Source organism: Bradyrhizobium sp. CCBAU 53338, assembly GCF_015291665.1.
GTDB lineage: Bacteria > Pseudomonadota > Alphaproteobacteria > Rhizobiales > Xanthobacteraceae > Bradyrhizobium.
In genome coordinates this window covers 4,074,091-4,093,318 of sequence record NZ_CP030048.1, presented here as the reverse complement: position 1 = coordinate 4,093,318, position 19,228 = coordinate 4,074,091, and the positions used below count along the sequence as shown (strand labels likewise).

18 protein-coding genes are annotated in these 19,228 nt (G+C 62.4%); 11 read left to right on the top strand and 7 right to left on the bottom strand.

All coding sequences use genetic code 11. From position 1 onward, the window contains the following. The first annotated feature begins 7 nt into the window (after positions 1-7). The 4 genes from XH90_RS19235 to XH90_RS19220 all read left to right on the top strand — a co-directional run bounded on the left by XH90_RS19235 (position 8) and on the right by XH90_RS19220 (position 3,736). Positions 8-2,008: a primary-amine oxidase gene (locus XH90_RS19235; protein WP_194475928.1), complete on the top strand. Its 2,001-nt coding sequence runs from the start codon at positions 8-10 to the stop codon at positions 2,006-2,008. Between the two features lie 93 nt (positions 2,009-2,101). Beyond that, complete coding sequence (locus XH90_RS19230; RefSeq protein ID WP_194475927.1) at positions 2,102-2,917, top strand: hypothetical protein; 816 nt, start codon at positions 2,102-2,104, stop codon at positions 2,915-2,917. 175 nt (positions 2,918-3,092) lie between these two features. After that, entirely contained in the window at positions 3,093-3,587 is a 495-nt protein-coding gene (locus tag XH90_RS19225; protein WP_194475926.1) for a type II 3-dehydroquinate dehydratase, read from the top strand. Continuing rightward, the gene (locus XH90_RS19220) at positions 3,584-3,736 is read left to right on the top strand and encodes a hypothetical protein (RefSeq protein ID WP_194482908.1); all 153 of its coding nucleotides are present in this window, start codon (positions 3,584-3,586) and stop codon (positions 3,734-3,736) included. Before XH90_RS19225 ends, XH90_RS19220 begins: the two co-directional genes overlap by 4 nt. Before the next feature lie 10 nt (positions 3,737-3,746). Here the strand turns inward: XH90_RS19220 and XH90_RS19215 are convergent, their stop codons facing one another. Continuing rightward, positions 3,747-4,448 (bottom strand): cytochrome c, encoded by a 702-nt coding sequence (locus tag XH90_RS19215; protein ID WP_246755530.1) that lies wholly within the window; start codon positions 4,446-4,448, stop codon positions 3,747-3,749. 124 nt (positions 4,449-4,572) lie between these two features. Between XH90_RS19215 and XH90_RS19210 the strand changes: the two genes are divergently transcribed. Further along, positions 4,573-5,331 carry a CBS domain-containing protein gene (locus XH90_RS19210; protein WP_194475924.1) on the top strand — a complete coding sequence of 253 codons (759 nt, stop codon included), beginning with the start codon at positions 4,573-4,575 and terminating at the stop codon, positions 5,329-5,331. Between the two features lie 42 nt (positions 5,332-5,373). Here XH90_RS19210 and XH90_RS39635 read toward each other — a convergent pair whose 3' ends face one another. Next, complete coding sequence (locus XH90_RS39635) at positions 5,374-5,508, bottom strand: hypothetical protein (RefSeq protein WP_256442382.1); 135 nt, start codon at positions 5,506-5,508, stop codon at positions 5,374-5,376. A 25-nt stretch (positions 5,509-5,533) separates the two neighbouring features. Beyond that, entirely contained in the window at positions 5,534-5,749 is a 216-nt protein-coding gene (locus XH90_RS19205; protein WP_194475923.1) for a hypothetical protein, read from the bottom strand. Positions 5,750-6,000: 251 nt separating this feature from the next. Here XH90_RS19205 and XH90_RS19200 point away from each other — a divergent pair, with 251 nt between their 5' ends. Further along, complete coding sequence (locus tag XH90_RS19200) at positions 6,001-6,750, top strand: trypsin-like peptidase domain-containing protein (protein WP_194475922.1); 750 nt, start codon at positions 6,001-6,003, stop codon at positions 6,748-6,750. A 61-nt stretch (positions 6,751-6,811) separates the two neighbouring features. Here the strand turns inward: XH90_RS19200 and XH90_RS19195 are convergent, their stop codons facing one another. Beyond that, positions 6,812-7,333: an Hsp20/alpha crystallin family protein gene (locus XH90_RS19195; protein ID WP_194475921.1), complete on the bottom strand. Its 522-nt coding sequence runs from the start codon at positions 7,331-7,333 to the stop codon at positions 6,812-6,814. Positions 7,334-7,576: 243 nt separating this feature from the next. Between XH90_RS19195 and ftsH the strand changes: the two genes are divergently transcribed. The 5 genes from ftsH to XH90_RS19170 all read left to right on the top strand — a co-directional run bounded on the left by ftsH (position 7,577) and on the right by XH90_RS19170 (position 16,103). After that, on the top strand, positions 7,577-9,382 hold the full coding sequence (gene ftsH, locus XH90_RS19190; RefSeq protein ID WP_210348739.1) for an ATP-dependent zinc metalloprotease FtsH: 1,806 nt from the start codon (positions 7,577-7,579) through the stop codon (positions 9,380-9,382). A gap of 473 nt (positions 9,383-9,855) precedes the next feature. Continuing rightward, positions 9,856-10,875: a TRAP transporter substrate-binding protein gene (locus XH90_RS19185; protein WP_194475919.1), complete on the top strand. Its 1,020-nt coding sequence runs from the start codon at positions 9,856-9,858 to the stop codon at positions 10,873-10,875. A 15-nt stretch (positions 10,876-10,890) separates the two neighbouring features. Continuing rightward, the gene (locus XH90_RS19180) at positions 10,891-12,780 is read left to right on the top strand and encodes a TRAP transporter large permease subunit (RefSeq protein WP_194475918.1); all 1,890 of its coding nucleotides are present in this window, start codon (positions 10,891-10,893) and stop codon (positions 12,778-12,780) included. Between the two features lie 26 nt (positions 12,781-12,806). Then, entirely contained in the window at positions 12,807-14,456 is a 1,650-nt protein-coding gene (locus XH90_RS19175) for an acyl-CoA synthetase (RefSeq protein ID WP_194475917.1), read from the top strand. Positions 14,457-14,699: 243 nt separating this feature from the next. Further along, positions 14,700-16,103: an autotransporter outer membrane beta-barrel domain-containing protein gene (locus XH90_RS19170; RefSeq protein ID WP_194475916.1), complete on the top strand. Its 1,404-nt coding sequence runs from the start codon at positions 14,700-14,702 to the stop codon at positions 16,101-16,103. A 69-nt stretch (positions 16,104-16,172) separates the two neighbouring features. Here the strand turns inward: XH90_RS19170 and XH90_RS19165 are convergent, their stop codons facing one another. The 3 genes from XH90_RS19165 to XH90_RS19155 are packed head-to-tail and all read right to left on the bottom strand — an operon-like array spanning position 16,173 to position 19,095. After that, the gene (locus tag XH90_RS19165; protein WP_194475915.1) at positions 16,173-17,150 is read right to left on the bottom strand and encodes a TRAP transporter substrate-binding protein; all 978 of its coding nucleotides are present in this window, start codon (positions 17,148-17,150) and stop codon (positions 16,173-16,175) included. A 32-nt stretch (positions 17,151-17,182) separates the two neighbouring features. Beyond that, positions 17,183-18,496, bottom strand: a complete 1,314-nt coding sequence (locus XH90_RS19160) for a TRAP transporter large permease (RefSeq protein ID WP_194475914.1) — start codon at positions 18,494-18,496, stop codon at positions 17,183-17,185. 2 nt (positions 18,497-18,498) lie between these two features. Next, positions 18,499-19,095 (bottom strand): TRAP transporter small permease, encoded by a 597-nt coding sequence (locus tag XH90_RS19155; RefSeq protein WP_194475913.1) that lies wholly within the window; start codon positions 19,093-19,095, stop codon positions 18,499-18,501. Between the last annotated feature and the right edge of the window lie 133 nt (positions 19,096-19,228).

Below are 19,228 nucleotides of genomic sequence, written 5' to 3'. Positions count from 1 at the left end.
CATCACGATGCTCGATACCGCCAAAGCCAAATCGCAGGCGCAGAGCGCGACGCTGCATCCGCTCGATCCGCTGACGGCGGAGGAGATTACCGCGGCCTGCACGGTGGTGCGTGCAGCAGCCGTCTCGCCGGAAAGCTGCCGCTTCCCGACTGTGCGGCTGGAGGAGCCTACCAAGCAGGAGTTGGCCGCAGGCAGCGTGCCGCGCCGCGCCTTTGCGCTGACGCTCGACGTGATGACGGGCGAAGCGACCGAGCACATCGTCGATCTCGCAAGCAAGGAGATCGTCGGCCGCAAAGTCATTCCGAACCGCGAGGCGCCCTTTGGACAGCCATCGGTCATGCTGGAGGAGTTCTTCAAGTGCGAGGCCGTGGTCAAGGCCGATCCCGGCTGGCGTGCGGCAATGGTTCGGCGCGGCCTCACGGACAAGGACATCGAACTGGTCCAGGTCGACCCGTTTTCTTCAGGCTTCTTCGACTATGAGTACGAGCGCGGTGCGCGCATCGTTCGTGCCGTCAGCTTCTTCCGGGAGTATCTCCAGGACAACGGCTACGCCCATCCGATCGAGGGCGTCGTTGCCGTCGTCGATCTGATCGGCGGCAAGGTCATCGACCTCACCGACGAGGATCCGGTCGTGCCGATCCCGCGCAAGAAACGAAACTACGGTGCGCACGAAGTCACCAATCCGCGCACCGACATCAAGCCGCTGCATATCGAGCAGCCTGAGGGCGCGAGCTTCAGGGTCGATGGCTGGAAGGTCGACTGGCAGAAATGGAGCTTTCGCGCCGGCTTCACGCCGCGCGAGGGACTGGTGCTGCACCAGCTTGCCTACCAGGACGGCGACCGGAAGCGTTCGCTGATCCATCGCGCCAGCGTCACCGAGATGGTGGTGCCTTACGCCGATCCGACCGCGAACCATTTCTGGAAGTCGGCGTTTGATGCCGGCGAATACGGGCTCGGCATGCTCGCCAACGCACTCGAACTCGGCTGCGACTGCCTCGGCAATATCCACTATTTCGACGTGCCGGCCGCCGACAACAAGGGCGAGCCCTTCGTCATGCAGAACGCCATCTGCTTGCATGAAGAAGACTATGGAATTGCCTGGAAACACTACGAATTCCGCAACGGCCTGTTTGAGGTCCGGCGTTCAAGGCGCCTCGTCATCTCGTTCTTCGCGACCGTCGGCAATTACGACTATGGCTTCTACTGGTATCTCTATCAGGACGGAACGATCCAGTTAGAGACAAAACTCACCGGCATCATCCAGACCGCCGCCGTGCAGCCGGGCGAGAAGTACAAATGGGGCGGCATGGTCGACGACAATCTGGGCGGCCCCACGCATCAGCACTTCTTCAACGTGCGCATGCACATGGATCTCGACGGCGGCGGCAACACCGTCAGCGAGCACGAGTTCGTGCCGCGGCCCTGGGGACGCGACAATCCGCACGGCAACGTGTTCGACACGACGACGCGCGTATTGTCACGCGAGCGGGATGCGGCGGCCATTGCCAATGGCGAGACCGGCCGGTTCTGGAAGATCAGCAACCCCAACGAGACCAATTCGGTCGGCAATGCGCCCGCGTACAAGCTCGTCGTCAATCCGAGCCCATTGATGCTGGCGCAGGAGGGCAGCTACGTGCGCAAGCGCGGCGGTTTTGCCACCAGGCATGTCTGGGTCACCGCCTTCGACGCGGCGGAAAAGTACGCCAGCGGCGATTATCCCAACAACCATGCCGGGGGCGACGGCCTGCCGCGCTACGTCGCGCAGAACCGCAGCATCGAGAATACGGATATCGTGTTGTGGCACTCGTTTGGCCACACCCATATCTGCAAGCCCGAGGATTTTCCGATCATGCCGGTCGAATATGCCGGCTTCACGCTGAAGCCGACCGGTTTCTTCGCAGCCAACGCCGCCGGCGACATTCCGCCTGATCGTAACAGCCGCAGCGTGCTGGCCAGCGATCAGACCCGCGCCGGCGCCGGCAGCGGGTCGTGCTGCCACAAAGGCTAGCCGGCCGTCGGCAGGGCGCCCCGCCGGGATGAACCTTCCGGACCAACAACGCCACCAAGACTGAAGATCGCTCCCGGCCTTCAGGACGTCGCAATGAGATTGCTCGCCTTGCTCTGCCTGCTCGCCTTCGCGGCGCGCGTAAACGCGGCGTCTCCCGAGCAGCACTATCTCGACCTGCGCGACCGCTACATTGCAAAGTTCTCGAAGGCCAAGGAAAGCGACGAGACCTCTAGGCAGCACGATGCGGCCCTCAGCGAGTCGACAGGGATACTGCGTGGCTTTGTCGGTCCCGTCACGATCAAGGGGCTCCCGGCCGATGGCAAATCGAACGTCGACACGCTGTTCAAGGAGGACATCGGGTTCGGCCATCTCGACGGGCTCGGCTTTGCCACCGAAGGCGACAAGCAGCAGGCCGTGGTGACCACGATTTCGCTGCTCAAACACTGGCTGCGCGAGCACTGCAAGGACGGCATGCCGCAGGAGATCGATGCGGCGATCCGATCGGATCGCTTCTACTATCAGGCCATCCAGGACGCGGCCTTCGCCAAATATGCAGAATTGCCGATCACAAAGCCGGCGTCTGTCAGTGCCGCAGTGGCCGTGCTCGGCGTCCGCGGCAATGGCGATTTGAAGGGGCCGCCGCACGAGATCGATGTGGTGGCGATCCGGGGCGATAAGGTCTATTTCCTCGCGGCAAGCGGAGCCGTGAAGACGGCCGAGATCGCGGCTTGCGAAAAGATCTGGAAGCAGATGATGGCCAGGAAGGTCCCGCAGGATTCCATGGCCAGGGAAGATCAGGCGATGGATGCCTACACGAAGTGTTTCGCCAGGGAAGCACCAAGCCAGAGCTGGTTCGCTGCGACCGTAAGGAAGGCGCAAAGCCAGTTGGAGCAATTGCCGTTGCGCTAATCGATGCGGTGTTTCCAAAGGTCCTGCGCGGCGTCGTACGCCGACGATCTGGCCCTTCATGATTGGGCAGCTGATCGTCCTGTTCGGGATGGTATTGTTCCCCGGACTGGTGACGATTCCGGCAAAATGGTTCGCGGCTGGTCGTAGCGAAAAACAATTGGAACGGAGCAGGGCAATGGCCGCCAAAATCATGATCCTCAACGGGCCCAATCTCAATTTCCTCGGCATCAGGGAGCCGCATATTTACGGTCGGACGACGCTCAAGGAGATCGAGACGGGCTGCCAGGCGATGGCCGACCAACTCGGGGTCTCGCTCTCGTTCCATCAGTCCAACATGGAGGGCGAACTCGTCAGCCTGATCCAGTCCGCGCACGGCACGGCGGACGCGATCATCATCAACCCGGCCGCCTATTCCTTCACGTCGATCGCGCTGATCGATGCGCTGAAGATCTTCGAGGGCGTGAAGATCGAGCTGCATATCTCGAACATTCACGCCCGCGACGAGTTGCACCGCCACTCGATCACGTCGAGCGCCTGCACGGCCATGATTTGCGGCCTCGGCCCGTATGGCTATCTCGCCGCGATGCTGGCGGCCGTTCAGCGGCTCGGACAATTGCCCGCAACCATCCCGCCGGCTCTGCATGGGCTCGCGGCGGCGGGCAAAGCATGAGCAGGAGGGCGATGCGCGGATCGGGATTTCTCGCCATCTGGAGCGACGTCGCGGCGCAGTACCTGACCGACTATCGGCACCGGCTGATACGCGGGCACATCTATCAAGCGACGTTCGCATTCGATGCCTGTATCGCCGATTTCGGCTGACGGCTTGGTCTCAGTGACGCTGGTCCGCGCGCAAAGTCTCCAGATAGGCCACGATGGCTTCGATCTGAGATTCGGAGAGTCTCGGATTCGGCATGGCCTGATCCGGACCGAGGCGCCGATGGCTTGACGTCAGGAACTGCCGGAGGCCGTCGGCGGAGAACGAGGGTCGGCTGACGATCTCCGGAAAGCCTGGTGGTGGTGGACGGAAGGCAGGCGTGTCCCTCACGGTATCAGCGACGAGGTGGCAGGTCCCGCAAGATGCATTGGCAAGCGCACGGCCCTCGGACACCTGGTCGACGAACAACTGATTGGGGACGGGTAGGGTGAGCGGGATCTGCATGACGATCGAGGCATATCCGCTGCTCCGATGGCACCCGTTGCACTCGTTTGTCAGAGCGCCATACGACGCCATGAACGCGGGAACGTCCTTCGATTGGAGTGCCTTGCGCACGGCCCGAAGCCGTTCCTGAACCCGATCGGCTTGCGACGGGTCTGCCAACAATTTGCGCGCCGCTTCGAGATTCGCCCCGATCTGTTGAACCTCGTAGTCCGCCAGGCGCCAATTGCTCAGCTTGCCCGCAAACCATAATTTCGCGTGCTGAAGCTGGAGTTTGGTCATGAGGTCGGACAGTGCGACAGACACGTCTGCCGGGGCCGCAGCGCTGGAGGCGAACAGCGTGACGAGGATCCAAACCAACAGAACCGTTCGCATGCGCATGATCGAAGTGTTCCGATTTCAGCGGTCAGGATGGCACCGCGGCCTGTTCCGGACTTGATCCTGATCAAGACATCATCTGCCACGGCAAATACTTCTTGCGTCTCTCGGAGAGAAAGACATGCGCGCACACCACATCATGTCCCGACGCGTCGTGACGATCCGGCCCGACGCGCCGATCGCCGATGCAGTCAAGGTGATGCTTGCCCATCACATCAGTGGCCTGCCGGTCGTGGACGAGGCGGGGAAACTGGTCGGCATCCTCTGCGAGAGCGACTTTCTCAGGCGGGCCGAAATCGGGACGGAGCACGTGCGCAACCGATTGCTCACGATGCTGCTCGGTACCAATCGAATCGCAGGTGAGTTCGTGAAGGAACACGGAGGCACGGTCGAGGAAGTCATGACCCGCCAACCGGTCTCGACCACTGAGCAGGCGACGCTTGCGGAGGTCGCGGACTTGATGGAGCGGCGGCATTTCAATCATGTTCCGATCATGCGTGACGAGCGTATCGTCGGCATCATCACCCGATCAGACTTCCTGTCCGCAATTGCCGGTCCGCTGACGAGCGCTTCCGGCTACGCCAGGGATGACAATCAGGTCCGCCGGTCCGTTATTGCCGCACTGGCCGGAATACCGTGGCAACCGGTCTGCCTGAACGTCAGCGTGAAGGATGGCACAGTCACCCTGCGTGGCGTCGTCAAGGCAGGAAACGCGCGTAGGGCAGTCATCGTGACGTGCGAGAACGTTCCAGGCGTTCGGAGGGTCGATGACCGCCTTTGTGTCCAGTCCGAACAACCCGATCCCGAGGAGGATTACGGCGGAGGCGACTTCGTGTCGCTTCAGACGGAGCCGTCCACCCTCGATGACGAACCCCTCTAGTCAAAGCGAAAGCCGCCATCGTTCAGAGCCGCGCTCGCGAATTTACCTACCAGCGCGACGCTTTCTGGACGGCACGGTACGCCTGGCAAAGCTGCCGATCGACGAGGAAAAGAACGCGATCTCGAGCACTCCGTAGAGCGCGAGCACCATCAGCGCCTTGATCGCTTCATTCGTCATTTGGGTATCCTCCACCAAATGGGATCTAGATCGGATGCTTCTCCAGTCGGGTCATTTCGGCAAGCGCATGGCCTGAATGAGGCTGGTACACGGTCCGGGCCGCCGTCACTCGCGCATTGACGTCCGGGTGTGCCATGCGGGCCGTCAACGACATCGCCATCATGGCGATGCTGCCGACAAGCACCAATACGACCACCTTCAGGTGGGTCGTCTTATCTACGATGTAGATCGAGTGATTCACTGCGGGCTCAACGACCCGAATGCGTGCTGGCGATCTGCTTCTAACGCATCAGTCGGGCAACTGAAATTCGGGCCCGTCACCTAGGGAAATATCCGTAGCGCCGCACGCAACAAGGCGCGGGGGCTCGCGCCCGACGTTCACGGGAAGGTTCCGAAACGGCCGTGCCGAACCTTGAGAATCCTCAAATCGCGCCAAACCGCTGTGGTTAGGCTCTCCGAGCAGCGTCACTCGGATCGTCGGAGGCGTCTCTCATGTCGCGTAGCTCCTTCTACCATTCTCTCAAATGGACAGGCGTGTCGGCGCTGAGTCTGGCGCTCGTCCTCGGATCCGGGGTCTGCCGAGGCAATGAATTCTACAGGGAACACACAGAAGCGTTTTCGACCACGAACCTTGCGCCTCTCGTGAAACGCATCTCGCCGGCCGTGGTGGGAATCCGGGCCTGGGGTATGCGATCGGAGTCGAGGATCTATGATCCGGAAGCCGGATTCCCGGATCCTCCCGGGCTGCGCGAACGGCAGGGAGCGGGTGTCGTCGTGGATGCCCTGGCAGGTTTCATCGTGACCGCAAATCAGCTGGTCGCCGGTGCGACCGTCGTAAAGGCTCAGCTCCAGGATGGGCGAGCGTTGGACGCCCTCGTGCTCGTGCGGTCCGATCGAGATGATGTTGCGCTGCTCCGGGTGGAGCCCGACCATCTTCGCGCGATGACGCTCGATTATGCCGGTGCGCTCGACGTGGGAGACCCGGTGCTGGCGATCGGCAATCCCGGTGATTGGGGACAGAGCGTGACACTTGGAATTGTGTCGGCCTTGCATCGTTCGTGCCCGGGCATTGCCAATACCGATCTGATCCAATCGGACGTTCGCGTCAGCCAAGGGAATGCGGGCGGCGCGCTGGTCAACATGCAGGGGAAGCTGATCGGGGTGGTCCTCGCACGACGGAGCGGGTTTGCGTTCGCAGTGCCGGTCGACGCGGTCAGGAAGCTCTTTGTGGCCGCGCAGTAATGGACCATTGCGCGTCATCCGAGGCGAGACTGCGAATGTAGTCCCGCCTCGGCAATGTCGCTCAGGCGGCCTTCACGTTGATCGTCTTGGCCGACTTCTGCGCGTCCTCGGTCTTCGGAAGCGTAACCTTGAGGACGCCGTTCTTGAAGGTCGCTTCGATCTTATCGGCGTTAACGCCGTCGGGCAGGGTGAAGTACCGTTCGAAAGTGCCATAGCGGCGTTCGGAAACGTAATAGTCCTTCTTCTTCTCCTCGGTCTCTTCCCGTTTCTCGGCCTTGATGGTCAGGCCGCCATTGGCCAGCTTGATGTCGATGTTCTTTTCATCCAGGCCCGGAAGCTCCGCCGTGATTTCATACGCGTTGGCGCTTTCGACGACATCGACCGCCGGCGCCGAGATCGACTTGGCAAGTTCGCGTTCGAGCCATGCAGGAGACCGGAAAGGCCGGTTCCAGAAGCCGTTGCCGAACTCGTCGAAGATCTGGTCGATCTCGCTCCTCAATGCCTGAAACGGTCGCCAGGTCTGTCCAGTGACTGTCGGCGACGTTGCAGATTTCGTCACGGGTAATTTGGTCTCGTTTGCCATGATCATTTCTCCTGAGAGGCTTGACCATCTTGGTCGCCGACAAGCGTACTCACGGTCGGCGATGCGAAAATTGATCTTGCTCAATCTGGAGCGGCACTCGCAACCGTTCCTGCGTTGACTTAGCGCAATCTGCTCAGACTGCTGTCGCGGTAAACGCCCAACAGACCCCGGTACCATTGCGGCCGACGTCGATGGGAGGAGCAGGTGGAGTCCGAACAGATTTCCCGCAAGCAGACGATAGCGATGGCCCTGATCTTCGCGGGCGGCATGCTGCTCGTGGTGCTGCAGTTCATGTTCACTGCCTACAACTCGATCGAGACCATTCCCTACAGCCAGTTTGAGCAACTGCTCGCCCAGGACAAGCTCGTCGAAGTGACCGTCGGTCCGGATACGATACAGGGAAAACTGAAGGAACCGCTCTCGAGCGGAAAATCAGCCTTCGTGACCGCACGGGTTGATCTGGCGCTGGCCGAAAAGCTTGCGGCAAAGGGCGTGAGCGTGACCGGCGTTCCCGCAAACAGCGGGCTGCAAAACCTGCTATCCTGGATTTTCCCGGTCATCGTCTTCTTCGTCATCTGGTTCTGGCTTGGGCGGAGCATGGCCGGGCGCCAGGGTTTCGGCGGACTGATGTCGATCGGGAAATCGCACGCCAAGGTCTATATCGAAAAGGACATCAAGGTCACCTTCGCCGATGTTGCCGGCGTCGACGAGGCGAAGTTCGAGCTTCAGGAGGTGGTGTCGTTTCTGAAGGATCCCAAGAGTTACGGCCGCCTCGGGGCCCATGTGCCGAAGGGAATTTTGCTGGTCGGGCCGCCGGGGACTGGAAAGACGTTGCTTGCGCGCGCGGTTGCGGGCGAGGCCGGTGTCCCATTCTTCTCGATCTCGGGCTCTGAATTCGTCGAGATGTTCGTCGGGGTCGGCGCGGCGCGCGTTCGGGATCTGTTCGAGCAAGCCCGCAAGGCCGCCCCGTGCATCATTTTCGTGGACGAGCTCGACGCGCTGGGACGCAGCCGCGGGCCGCTGTCGGTTGGCGGTTACGACGAGAAAGAGCAGACGCTCAACCAACTCCTGTCGGAACTCGATGGATTCGACCCAAGCGCAGGCGTGATCCTGCTCGCAGCCACCAATCGCCCCGAAATCCTCGATCCTGCACTGTTGCGGGCCGGGAGATTCGATCGGCAGGTCCTTGTGGACCGGCCGGACAGGACTGGACGCGTTGCCATTCTCAAGGTGCACGTCCGCAAGATTCAACTGGGCAAGGATGTCGACCTCGACAAGGTCGCAGGTCTCACGACCGGATTCACCGGAGCTGATCTCGCCAACCTCATCAACGAGGCCGCCATCGCTGCGACCAGGCGAAGCGGCGAAGCGGTGTCGTTCGCCGATTTTGTCACGGCGATCGAACGGATCGTGGCCGGGATCGAAAAGAAGAGCAGGGTGCTCGGCAAGGACGAACGGCGAAGGGTTGCATATCACGAAATGGGACATGCCCTCGTCGCGGCCAGCCTGCCCGGCGTCGATCCCGTGCAGAAGGTGTCGATCATTCCACGTGGAATCGGAGCGCTGGGGTACACCATCCAGCGACCGACCGAAGACAGGTTCCTGCTCACGGCCGGGGAGTTGAAAAACCGCATCGCCGTGCTGATGGGAGGACGCGCGTCGGAGCGCCTGATTTTCGACGGGGCCATTTCGACCGGCGCCGCAGATGATCTTCAGCGAGCGACCGAAGTCGCCATCGAGATGGTGACCAAATACGGCATGGACGAGACGGTCGGCCAACGCACCTACGCGCCCAAACCGCAAACCTTTGTTGCGGCCCCCCAGGATATGGTCGTTGCGGCCGCGGAAGCCACCGGCCGAGAGATCGATCTTGCCGTGCGGAACCTGGTCGAGGAGGGCGAGCGTTGCGCCCACGATATCCTGCAACGGCGGCGTGCCGATCTCGAAGCCGGTGTAGAGCTATTGATCGCAAACGAAACGGTGACGTCGGAACAGTTTGCCCCGTTGGTCGGCAAGAGTGCCCAGCGAAGCGAATCGGTTGCCGCCTGATCGCCGTATGGATCGCCCGAGGCGACATGGCGTCCGTCCTTCTTGCTTCGAAGGAACCCTCCAAGCAACTTCCTGCCAGCTGGACCGGCCAACCGGCTGATGGCTTGCTCCGTCACGTCGCTGAAGAACGGGGGCTCCGCAAGGCGGATGGTCCCGACGACGTTCGACAACAGCCCTACCTTTATCTGAAATTCGCATAAGGTATATTATGGAATTTATTTATATCTAATTGGATCAGATAGTTGCACCCGTTTCCTTCTATCGCAGCTTCACTGGCTCGACATTCTCGCCGCCTTGGCCCGAACATCGATCCACACGTCGCAAGCATCGATGATCTTGTCTGAAAGCCGATATTGCCGCGACCTGATCCGGCTGCAATAAGCGAGCCTCACGAGATCGCAGATGACTGCTGACCAGACGTCCGTATAGGTTTGCGTCTCAGAACAAGAACAAACTTCCGAGGAAGCAGACCCATGAGTTTTTCCCGCCGCACGCTTCTTAAGGCCTCCGCCGCGACCGCCGTCTTTGGCGGTGTCAGCGCGCCCTATGTGGCCCGTGCCCAGGCCGCCGAGTTCTCGTACAAATACGCCAACAACCTGCCTGACTCGCACCCGATGAACGCCCGCGCCAAGGAGATGGCTGCGGCGATCAAGAGCGAGACCAACGGCAAGTTCGACCTCCAGATCTTTCCGAACAACCAGCTCGGTTCCGACACCGACATGCTGAGCCAGATCCGTTCCGGCGGCGTCGAGTTCTTCACGCTGTCCGGCCTGATCCTGTCGACCCTGGTGCCGGCGGCCTCGATCAACGGCATCGGCTTTGCGTTTCCGGACTATCCAACGGTCTGGAAGGCCATGGACGGCGACCTCGGTGCCTACGTCCGCGGCGAGATCAAGAAGGCCGGCCTCGAGGTCATGGACAAGATCTGGGACAACGGCTTCCGCCAGACCACCTCATCGACCAAGCCGATCACCGGCCCGGATGATTTCAAGGGCTTCAAGATCCGCGTGCCGGTGTCACCCCTGTGGACCTCGATGTTCAAGGCGTTCGACGCGGCGCCCGCGTCGATCAATTTCGCCGAGGTCTATTCCGCGCTCCAGACCAAGATCGTCGAAGGCCAGGAGAACCCGCTGGCGATCATCTCGACGGCAAAGCTCTATGAGGTGCAGAAATACTGCTCGCTCACCAACCACATGTGGGACGGCTTCTGGTTCCTGGCCAACCGGAGAGCCTGGGAAAAGCTCCCACAGGACGTACGCGCCATCGTCGCCAAGAATATCAATGCCGCCGCGGTCAAGGAACGTGAAGATACCGCCAAGCTGAACGCCAGCCTCCAGCAGGAGCTCGCCGGCAAGGGCCTGACCTTCAACCAGCCCACGGTCGCGCCCTTCCGCGACAAGCTGCGGGCTGCCGGCTTCTATGCCGAATGGAAGGGTAAATATGGCGAGCAGGCCTGGGAGCTCCTGGAAAAGTCCGTCGGCAAGCTGTCGTAACGCGCTGGGGCCGTCATGGCTCATGTCGAGGTTCAGGTGACCGAAATGGTGGGCGAGGTGGCTGTTCAGTCCCCTCGCCGACCTTCATGGCTGGCCTCGCTGGAGCGCGTTCTCGGCCTCGCCGTTGAGATTCCCGCAGCGATTCTGGTCGTCGCCGAGATCGCGATCCTGTTTGCCGGTGTGGTCGCGCGCTACGGCTTGCATCGGCCGCTGATCTGGTCAGACGAGCTTGCCTCGATCCTGTTCCTGTGGCTGGCCATGCTGGGCGCGGCGGTGGCGTTCCACCGCTCCGAGCACATGCGCATGACCGCGATCGTCGCCAGCGCAGGACCTGCAGCGCGAGCGTGGCTCGATCTGGTGGCGGTCTCAGCCGCGCTGGCGTTTCTGGCGATGATCGTCTGGCCGGCCTACGACTATGCCTACGAAGAGAGCTTCATCACCACGCCGGCGCTCCAGATCTCGAACATGTGGCGTGCCGTCGCGTTACCGGTCGGCATCTGCCTGATGGCGGCCTTTGCCTTGTTGCGTCTCGTACGCGAGGCCGATTACCGGACGGTGCTGACGGCCGCGCTGACGGTCGCTGTCGTCGTCGGGCTGTTCTGGCTGGCACAGCCTTACCTGCGGCCGCTCGGCAACCTCAACCTCCTCATCTTCTTCGTCGGTGTCGCTGGCTTTTGCGTATTCGCCGGCGTCCCGATTGCGTTCGGCTTTGGCCTTGCGATTCTCGGCTATCTGGCGCTGACCACGCACACGCCGGTCATGGTACTGGTCGGACGGATGGACGAAGGCATGAGCCATCTCATCCTGCTGTCCGTGCCGCTCTTCGTGTTCCTGGGCTTGCTGATCGAGATGACCGGCATGGCGCGGGCCATGGTGGCGTTCCTGGCGAGCTTGCTCGGCCATGTCCGCGGCGGTCTGCATTACGTGCTGGTCGGCGCCATGTACCTGGTCTCCGGCATCTCCGGTGCCAAGGCCGCCGACATGGCTGCAGTCGCGCCCGTGCTGTTCCCGGAGATGAAACAGCGGGGTGCCAAGCCCGGCGATCTCGTCGCGCTGCTCGCGGCCACCGGCGCCCAGACTGAAACCATCCCGCCAAGCCTGGTGCTGATCACGATCGGCTCGGTCACCGGCGTCTCGATCGCCGCCCTGTTCACCGGCGGCCTGCTGCCCGGCGTCGTGCTCGCGCTCACGCTCTGCACGCTGGTGTGGTGGCGCTATCGCCGCGAGGACATGAGCCATGTCCGTCGCGCCACAGCGTCCGAGATCGGCAAGACCTTCGTTATCGCCCTGCCCGCGCTCGCGCTGCCCTTCGTGATCCGCTACGCCGTCGTCGAAGGCATTGCGACCGCCACCGAAGTCTCCACCATCGGCATCGTGTATGGCGCCCTCGTCGGCCTGATCATCTACCGCCGCTTCGACTGGCGGCGACTGTTTCCGATGCTGGTTGAGACGGCCGCGCTGTCGGGGGCGATCCTGCTGATCATCGGCACCGCCACCGGCATGGCCTGGGGCCTGACGCAATCAGGCTTCTCACGCTCGCTGGCATCAGCCATGACCGGACTGCCGGGGGGAGCTGCGAGCTTCATCGCCGTGTCGATCCTGGCCTTCACCATCCTCGGCAGCGTGCTGGAGGGCATTCCGGCAATCGTGCTGTTCGGGCCGCTGCTGTTTCCGATCGCCCGCGCCGTCGGCGTTCATGAAGTGCACTACGCCATGATCATCATTCTGGCTATGGGTATCGGGCTATTCGCCCCGCCGTTCGGCGTCGGCTATTATGCCGCCTGTGCCATCGGAAAGGTCGAGCCGGCCGAGGGTATCAGGCCGATCTGGGGCTATCTGCTGGCGTTGCTGGTGGGATTGATCATCGTCGCGGTCTTCCCCTGGATCTCGATCGGATTCCTGTAGAGCGCGCGGCGTCAAGGAGGATGTCGATGAGCGATCGGAACAACCAGTACAATATCGGCCTCGACAAGACCCCTGCCAACTACGTGCCGCTGTCGCCGCTGAGCTTCCTCGCGCGCAGCGCCGCCGTCTATCCTGACCACGTCAGCACGGTCTATGAGGGGCGCAGCTTCACCTGGGCCCAGACGCATGAACGCTGCAAGCGCTTTGCGTCGTATCTGGCGGGTAAGGGCATCGGCGTCGGCGATACCGTCGCGGCGATGCTGCCGAACATTCCGGCGATGAACGAGGCGCATTTTGCCGTGCCGATGACCGGTGCCGTGCTCAACGCGCTCAACATCCGCCTCGACGCGCCGTCCATCGCGTTCCAGCTCGATCATGGCGGCGCCAAGATCATTCTGGTCGATCCCGAATTTTCACTCGTCATCACCGACGCGCTCGCGCAGATGAAGGGACCGAAGCCGTTCATCGTCGACGTTGACGATGTATCCTTCAAGGGGGGCAAGCGCATCGGAGAGATCGATTATGAAGCCGCCGTTGCGCAAGGCGATCCGAGCTTCACGGCGATCCCGCCTGGGGATGAATGGGACGCAATCGCACTGAGCTACACTTCAGGCACCACCGGCAATCCCAAGGGCGTCGTCACGCATCATCGCGGTGCCTATCTGAACGCCGTCAGCAACATTCTCGCCGGCAATCTCGGCCAGCATCCGGTCTATCTCTGGACGCTGCCGATGTTCCACTGCAACGGCTGGTGCTTTCCCTGGACCCTTGCGGCCGCCGCAGGCATCAATGTCTGCCTGCGCAAGGTCGAGCCGACCAAGATATTCGAACTGATCAAGCAGCACGGCGTGACCCACATGTGCGGCGCGCCGATCGTCTACAACACGCTGATCAATGCGCCCGATGCGCCGAAGGGCGGCACCGCCCGCCGCGTCGTCGGCCTGATCGCCGGCGCGGCGCCGCCGGTCGCCGTGCTCGAAGGCGCGGAGAGCATCGGCATCAAGCTGACGCATGTCTACGGCCTGACCGAAGTCTACGGCCCCGCCTCCGTCTGCGCCGAGCAGCCAGGCTGGGATGAGTTGCCCGCCGCCGAGCGCGCGAAGATGAAGCGGCGCCAGGGCGTGCCCTACCCGCTCGAGGAAGGCGTCACCGTCATCAATCCGCAGACCATGCAGGAGGTGCCGCGCGACGGCGAGACCATCGGCGAGGTCATGTTCCGCGGCAACATCGTGATGAAGGGCTACCTCAAGAACGAGAAGGCGACCAAGGAAGCTTTCGAAGGCGGCTGGTTTCACACCGGCGATCTCGGCGTGCTCGACGCGCACGGCTACGTCACCATCAAGGACCGCTCCAAGGACATCATCATTTCCGGCGGCGAGAACATCTCCTCCGTCGAGGTTGAGGACATCCTCTACAAGCACCCTGCCGTGCTTTTTGCGGCCGTCGTCGCCAAGCCCGATCCAAAATGGGGCGAAGTGCCCTGCGCCTTTGTCGAGCTCAAGGACGGCGCGAGCGCAAGCGAAGCCGACATCATCGCGTTCTGCCGAACGCATATGAGCGGCTTCAAGACGCCGAAGGCGGTCGTGTTTGGACCGATCCCGAAGACCTCCACGGGCAAGATCCAGAAATTCCTGCTGCGCAACGAGGTCGGCTCTGCCAAGGCCATCACGGCATGAAGCGCGCTCGGGCCTCAGACCCCCGTAGAAGCACGGGAGATGTGGCTGCGTCGTAACCTTGAAATGATCGTGCATGCCCGACGACATCGGGACACCGCAGGAAAAGATTGGAAAAGATTAGAGGCGCATTTACGTTTCTCTCCCGTCGGATTCGCCGATTCCACCTGATTCGCCGCGCAGGCTGCGCGGCCGGCGACCGGCTCGGTTGGGGCGCTTCATGCGGTTCGTGTCGTGAGCACAGACGTGCGTGTGCGTCTGGCGCTGCTGCTATTGGTGGCCGGATTGCTGCTATCGCGCGCGGCGGACGCGCAGGTCATGCGCGAGTACGGTGCTTTCGCAGGCTCCGAGAATTTTGGCTATCCCGGTCCAAACCCGCCCGGCGGCTTCGGCAATTTTGCCAATGGCAATGGCTTTGGCGGCATGGGCGGCGGCTCGATGTTCGCTACCCCACCCCCGATGCCGGGTTTTGGTGGCGCACCGTACGGCGCCGGCAATATTGGCGGCCCGGGGATGCAGTCGAACCCTGGCTGGAGCGCCGTGCCGCCAGGTCTCGCCGGCGCAGGCAGGCTCGGCATGCGACAGGCCTTTGCCGGCTCCGCGGCTTCCTCGCAGACCGAGACCGCGCAGGCCACGTTCCTCGCGATGACGCAGTTCACCCAGACCCTGCTCGATCCCGCGATCGATGGACGCGGCCTTGGCCGTCCCGAGTTCGACACGGAGCTCTCGAACTATGCCGATCTCGGCAACGACCGCACGCATGGCGGCATCGGGCGCGAGGCCTATGCGGCAATCTACGGCAAGCCGTCACTTGCAGCTCCGCATTGGAGCATATGGGCTGCGGGCTTCGGCGGTTCGCAGGCCACGACCGACGGCAACGGTTCGTCGGCCCGCAGCTACGCCACGGCCGTCGGCGCCGACTACTCGCTCTCGCCGCAGACGCGGATGGGATTTGCGCTCGCCGGCGGCGGCACCGGCTTTGCCAATAGTTTTTCGAGCGGCCGCTCCGACCTGTTCCAGGCCGGCACCTTCGTCAGGCGCTCCATCGGCGCGGCCTATGTCGCGACCGCGCTGGCTTATGGCTGGCAGGCTATCACCAGCGATCGGCAGACGGCCATTGCCGGCGGCGATCAGCTCAGCGCCGCCGTCAACGCCAACGCCTATTCCAGCCGTATCGAGAGCGGCTACCGGATCGCGACGCCATGGCTCGGCGTCACGCCCTACGTGGCCGGCCAGGTGACGATGTTCCGCCTCGCCGCCTACACGGGACAGTCGTCCTACGCCGATCCATCCCAGCCGTCAGCGATCAGTAACAGCTTCACCGACGGGCGGAGCGAGCTCGGCCTGCGCACGAGCATGTCCTTCGTGCTGGCGGGCAGTCTGCTCGATCTGCGTGGGCGCGTGGCCTGGGCGCATGATTTCAGCGCGATGCAGGCAATGCCTGCAGTGTTCCAGGCGATCTCCGGCCAAGGTTCCGGCCAAGGTTTCGTGATCGGGACCACGGCGCTTGCGCCGAACTCGGCGTTGACAGGCGTAGCTCTCGAGCTGCGCGGCATGAACGGCTGGTCGGCCAGCGCAAATTTCGACAGCGAGCTGTCGAGCCTGGTGCGCGCTTACACCGGCAAGGCGATTGTCCGCTACGCCTGGTGATCGATCTGCAAGACACAAGCGAGAAATCCCGCCCGCATGCACGACTGCGAACGGGATTTCTCTTTGTCGTTACATCTTCTTATAGGCGTCGATAATGGCCTGGCCGTCCGCACCGGCCTTCTTGAGCCAGTCGGTGGCAAGCTGCTCGCCGATCTTCTGGAAACCCGCCTTCAGCGCCGGACTGGGCGGCTCAACGGTCATGCCCTTGGCCTTGAGCTGATCGATGTACCAATTGGCCTTCTCTTCCCATGCCTTCCAGCCGCGCGTTTCCGCGGTGGCGGCGGCCTTGAGAATGGCCTCCTGTGTCGGCTTGTCGAGCGCCTCGAACGCGGCTTTGTTGACGAACGTGTAGTCCTTCGGAATCCAGGCCTGCACATCGTAGAAGTACTTCAGTGACTCCCAGGCCTTGGAATCGTAGCCCGTCCCGCCCGACGACATGAATGAATTCACCACGCCCGTGGCCAGCGCTTGCGGCAGCTCCGCGGCCTGAATCGTGACCGACTGGGCACCGACCAAGTCGCCGATACGCGCGGTACCGACGTTATAAGCGCGCCATTTGAGGCCTTTCATGTCTTCGATCGAGGCGAGCGGTTTGTTGACGTAGACGCCCTGCGGCGCCCACGGCACCGCGAACAGAAGCTTGAGACCTTGCGCGTCCAGCTTCTTTTCGATCAGCGGCCTCGACGCCTGATATAGTTTCATCGCTTGGGGAAAGCTCGTCGCAAGGAACGGCACGACATCGATGCCGAACACCGGATCTTCGTTCTCGTGGATCGAAAGGAGCAATTCGCCCATTTGCGCCTGCCCGGTCACCACGGCGCGCTTGATATCCGGCGCCTTGAACAGCGAGGCGTTGGGATGAACCGTGATCAGAAGCTTGCCGGAGGTGGCGGCTTCGACGTCCTTGGCGAACGCCACCAGGTTTTCCGAGTGCGGATTGTCGACCGGATATGCCGCCGGCAAATTCCATTTGGTCTGGGCGAAGGCAGGCGTGGCGGCAAACAGCGCGCCAGCGATCAGTCCTGAGAGCAACAAGCGAGACGTCATCGAACTTCTCCTCACGGTAAAACGCGCCAACCTCAGTCGGGGAACGCGAGCTTGGGCAGATACAATACGATCTGCGGATATTCGGTGATGATGAACACGGCGGCTAGAAGCAGCACAAAGAACGGGAACGCCGCCCGGGCGACAGTCAGGGTATCGCGACCGCTCATGTTCTGAAGCACGAACAGGTTGAAGCCGACAGGCGGGGTGATCTGCGCCATCTCGACATGAATGATGAGGTAGACGCCGAACCACACCAGATCGAGCCCGGCCTGCTTCACCATCGGCAGCACGATGACGGCAGTCAGCACGATCATCGAGATGCCGTCGATCAGGCAGCCGAGGATGATGTACATGATGCTCAGATACAGTGCGAGCATGCCGGGCGTGAGCTGCTGCCCCTGGACCCAGGTGGCGAGTGCCGCCGGGATGCCCGTATAGGCCATTGCGGCGGTGGTGTAGGCGGCTCCCGCAAGGATGAGCATGATCATGCAGGTCAGGCGCGTCGCGCTCATGACGCTCTCGACGAAGTTCTTGCGCGTGAGCGTTCCGCTCCACCACGCCAGCAGCAGCGCGCCCGTGACGCCCCATGCTGCGCATTCGGTCGCGGTTGCAAAGCCAAGCACGAGCGAGAGGAAGACGGCGAGGATCAGCAGCAGGCACGGTACGAGCTTGGCCGACTCCTTGAGCTTCCGCCGGAACGGCATCGGGGGATCGCGCGGCGGGATCTTCGTCGGATTGAGCAGCGACCAGATGATGATGTAGCCGGAGTAGAGCACCATGACGAGTGCCCCTGGCAGGAAGCCGCCAAGGAATACCTGCAAGACGGAGACGTTGGCCGTGACTGCATACACGACCATCGGGATCGACGGTGGGATCAACAGGCCGAGTGTGCCGGAGCCCGCCAGAGAGCCGAGGCTGAGGCCCTTGTCGTAGCCGCGTCCATCGAGCTCAGGTAGCGCGATCTTGCCGATCGTCGCGCAAGTCGCAGCCGATGAGCCCGACACCGCCGCAAAGATTCCGCAGCCGATGACGTTCACATGCGTCAGCCGCCCGGGCAGCCATTGCACCCAGGGAGATAGGCCTCGGAACATCTCTTCCGATAACTTCGTCCGGAACAGGATCTCTCCCATCCAGATGAACAGCGGCAAAGCGGCGAGAGTCCAGGACGAACTCGCACTCCAGGTCGTGGTCGCCAGCACCGAACCGAGCGGCAGGCTCGTGGTCAGAGCCATCGCCACGAAGCCGACGAGTCCCAGCGACACTGCGATCCAGACGCCGCTCCCGAGCAGCAGGATCATTACGCCAAGCAGAATGAACGAGAGTTCGATCATGCCGAGATTGGCCATGGTCACCCTCCCCCGCCCTGCGAGATGCGCTCGATGAACTCGTCCGGCGTCTCGTCCGGCGATGCCTTCTCGTAGCTCGGCCGACGGCCGCGCAGCACGTTGATCATCTCGTCGATCACCGCGATCGACAGTATCGCGAGGCCGCCGGCAAAGCCGAGCTGCGGAATCCACAGCGGGACGGCGACGACGCCCTGGGCCACGTCGTTGAAGCGCCAGGAATCGTAGGCCATCTGCGCCCCCCAGCGGGTGAAATAGAGGATGAAGATCGTCGCGATTCCGAGTGCCACGACCTCTGCGAACTGCCGCATGCGCCCGCGCAGACGCTCCAGCAGAAGGCCGACGCGGATCATCTCGCCACGTTTGAAGGTGTGAGCCAGGCCGAGAAAGGCCATCGCGGCCATGCACCAGGACGCAAAATCGTCGCCGGCCGGAATGTTGATCGCGAATTGCCTGCCGACCGACATGACCATCATGATCGCAAATATCGCGACCAGGAACATGCCGGCAGCATAGCCCGCCCCGAGATAGAGAAGGTCGAGAGCGCGCCGGAGCAGTCCCGGTGCTTCGATGTCGTCATGCTCCGCCAATGCGGCCCCCAATCCTCGCGCACCCCAATATTCGGCGCGTTGCCGGCTTCGTTGATTATGGCCGCCGTCACACGCCTGTCTTTGAGACGTTAGACCAACACGATACGGCCCCTGCAAGCAAGGAAGATGCCGGCGCGTTGGAGAA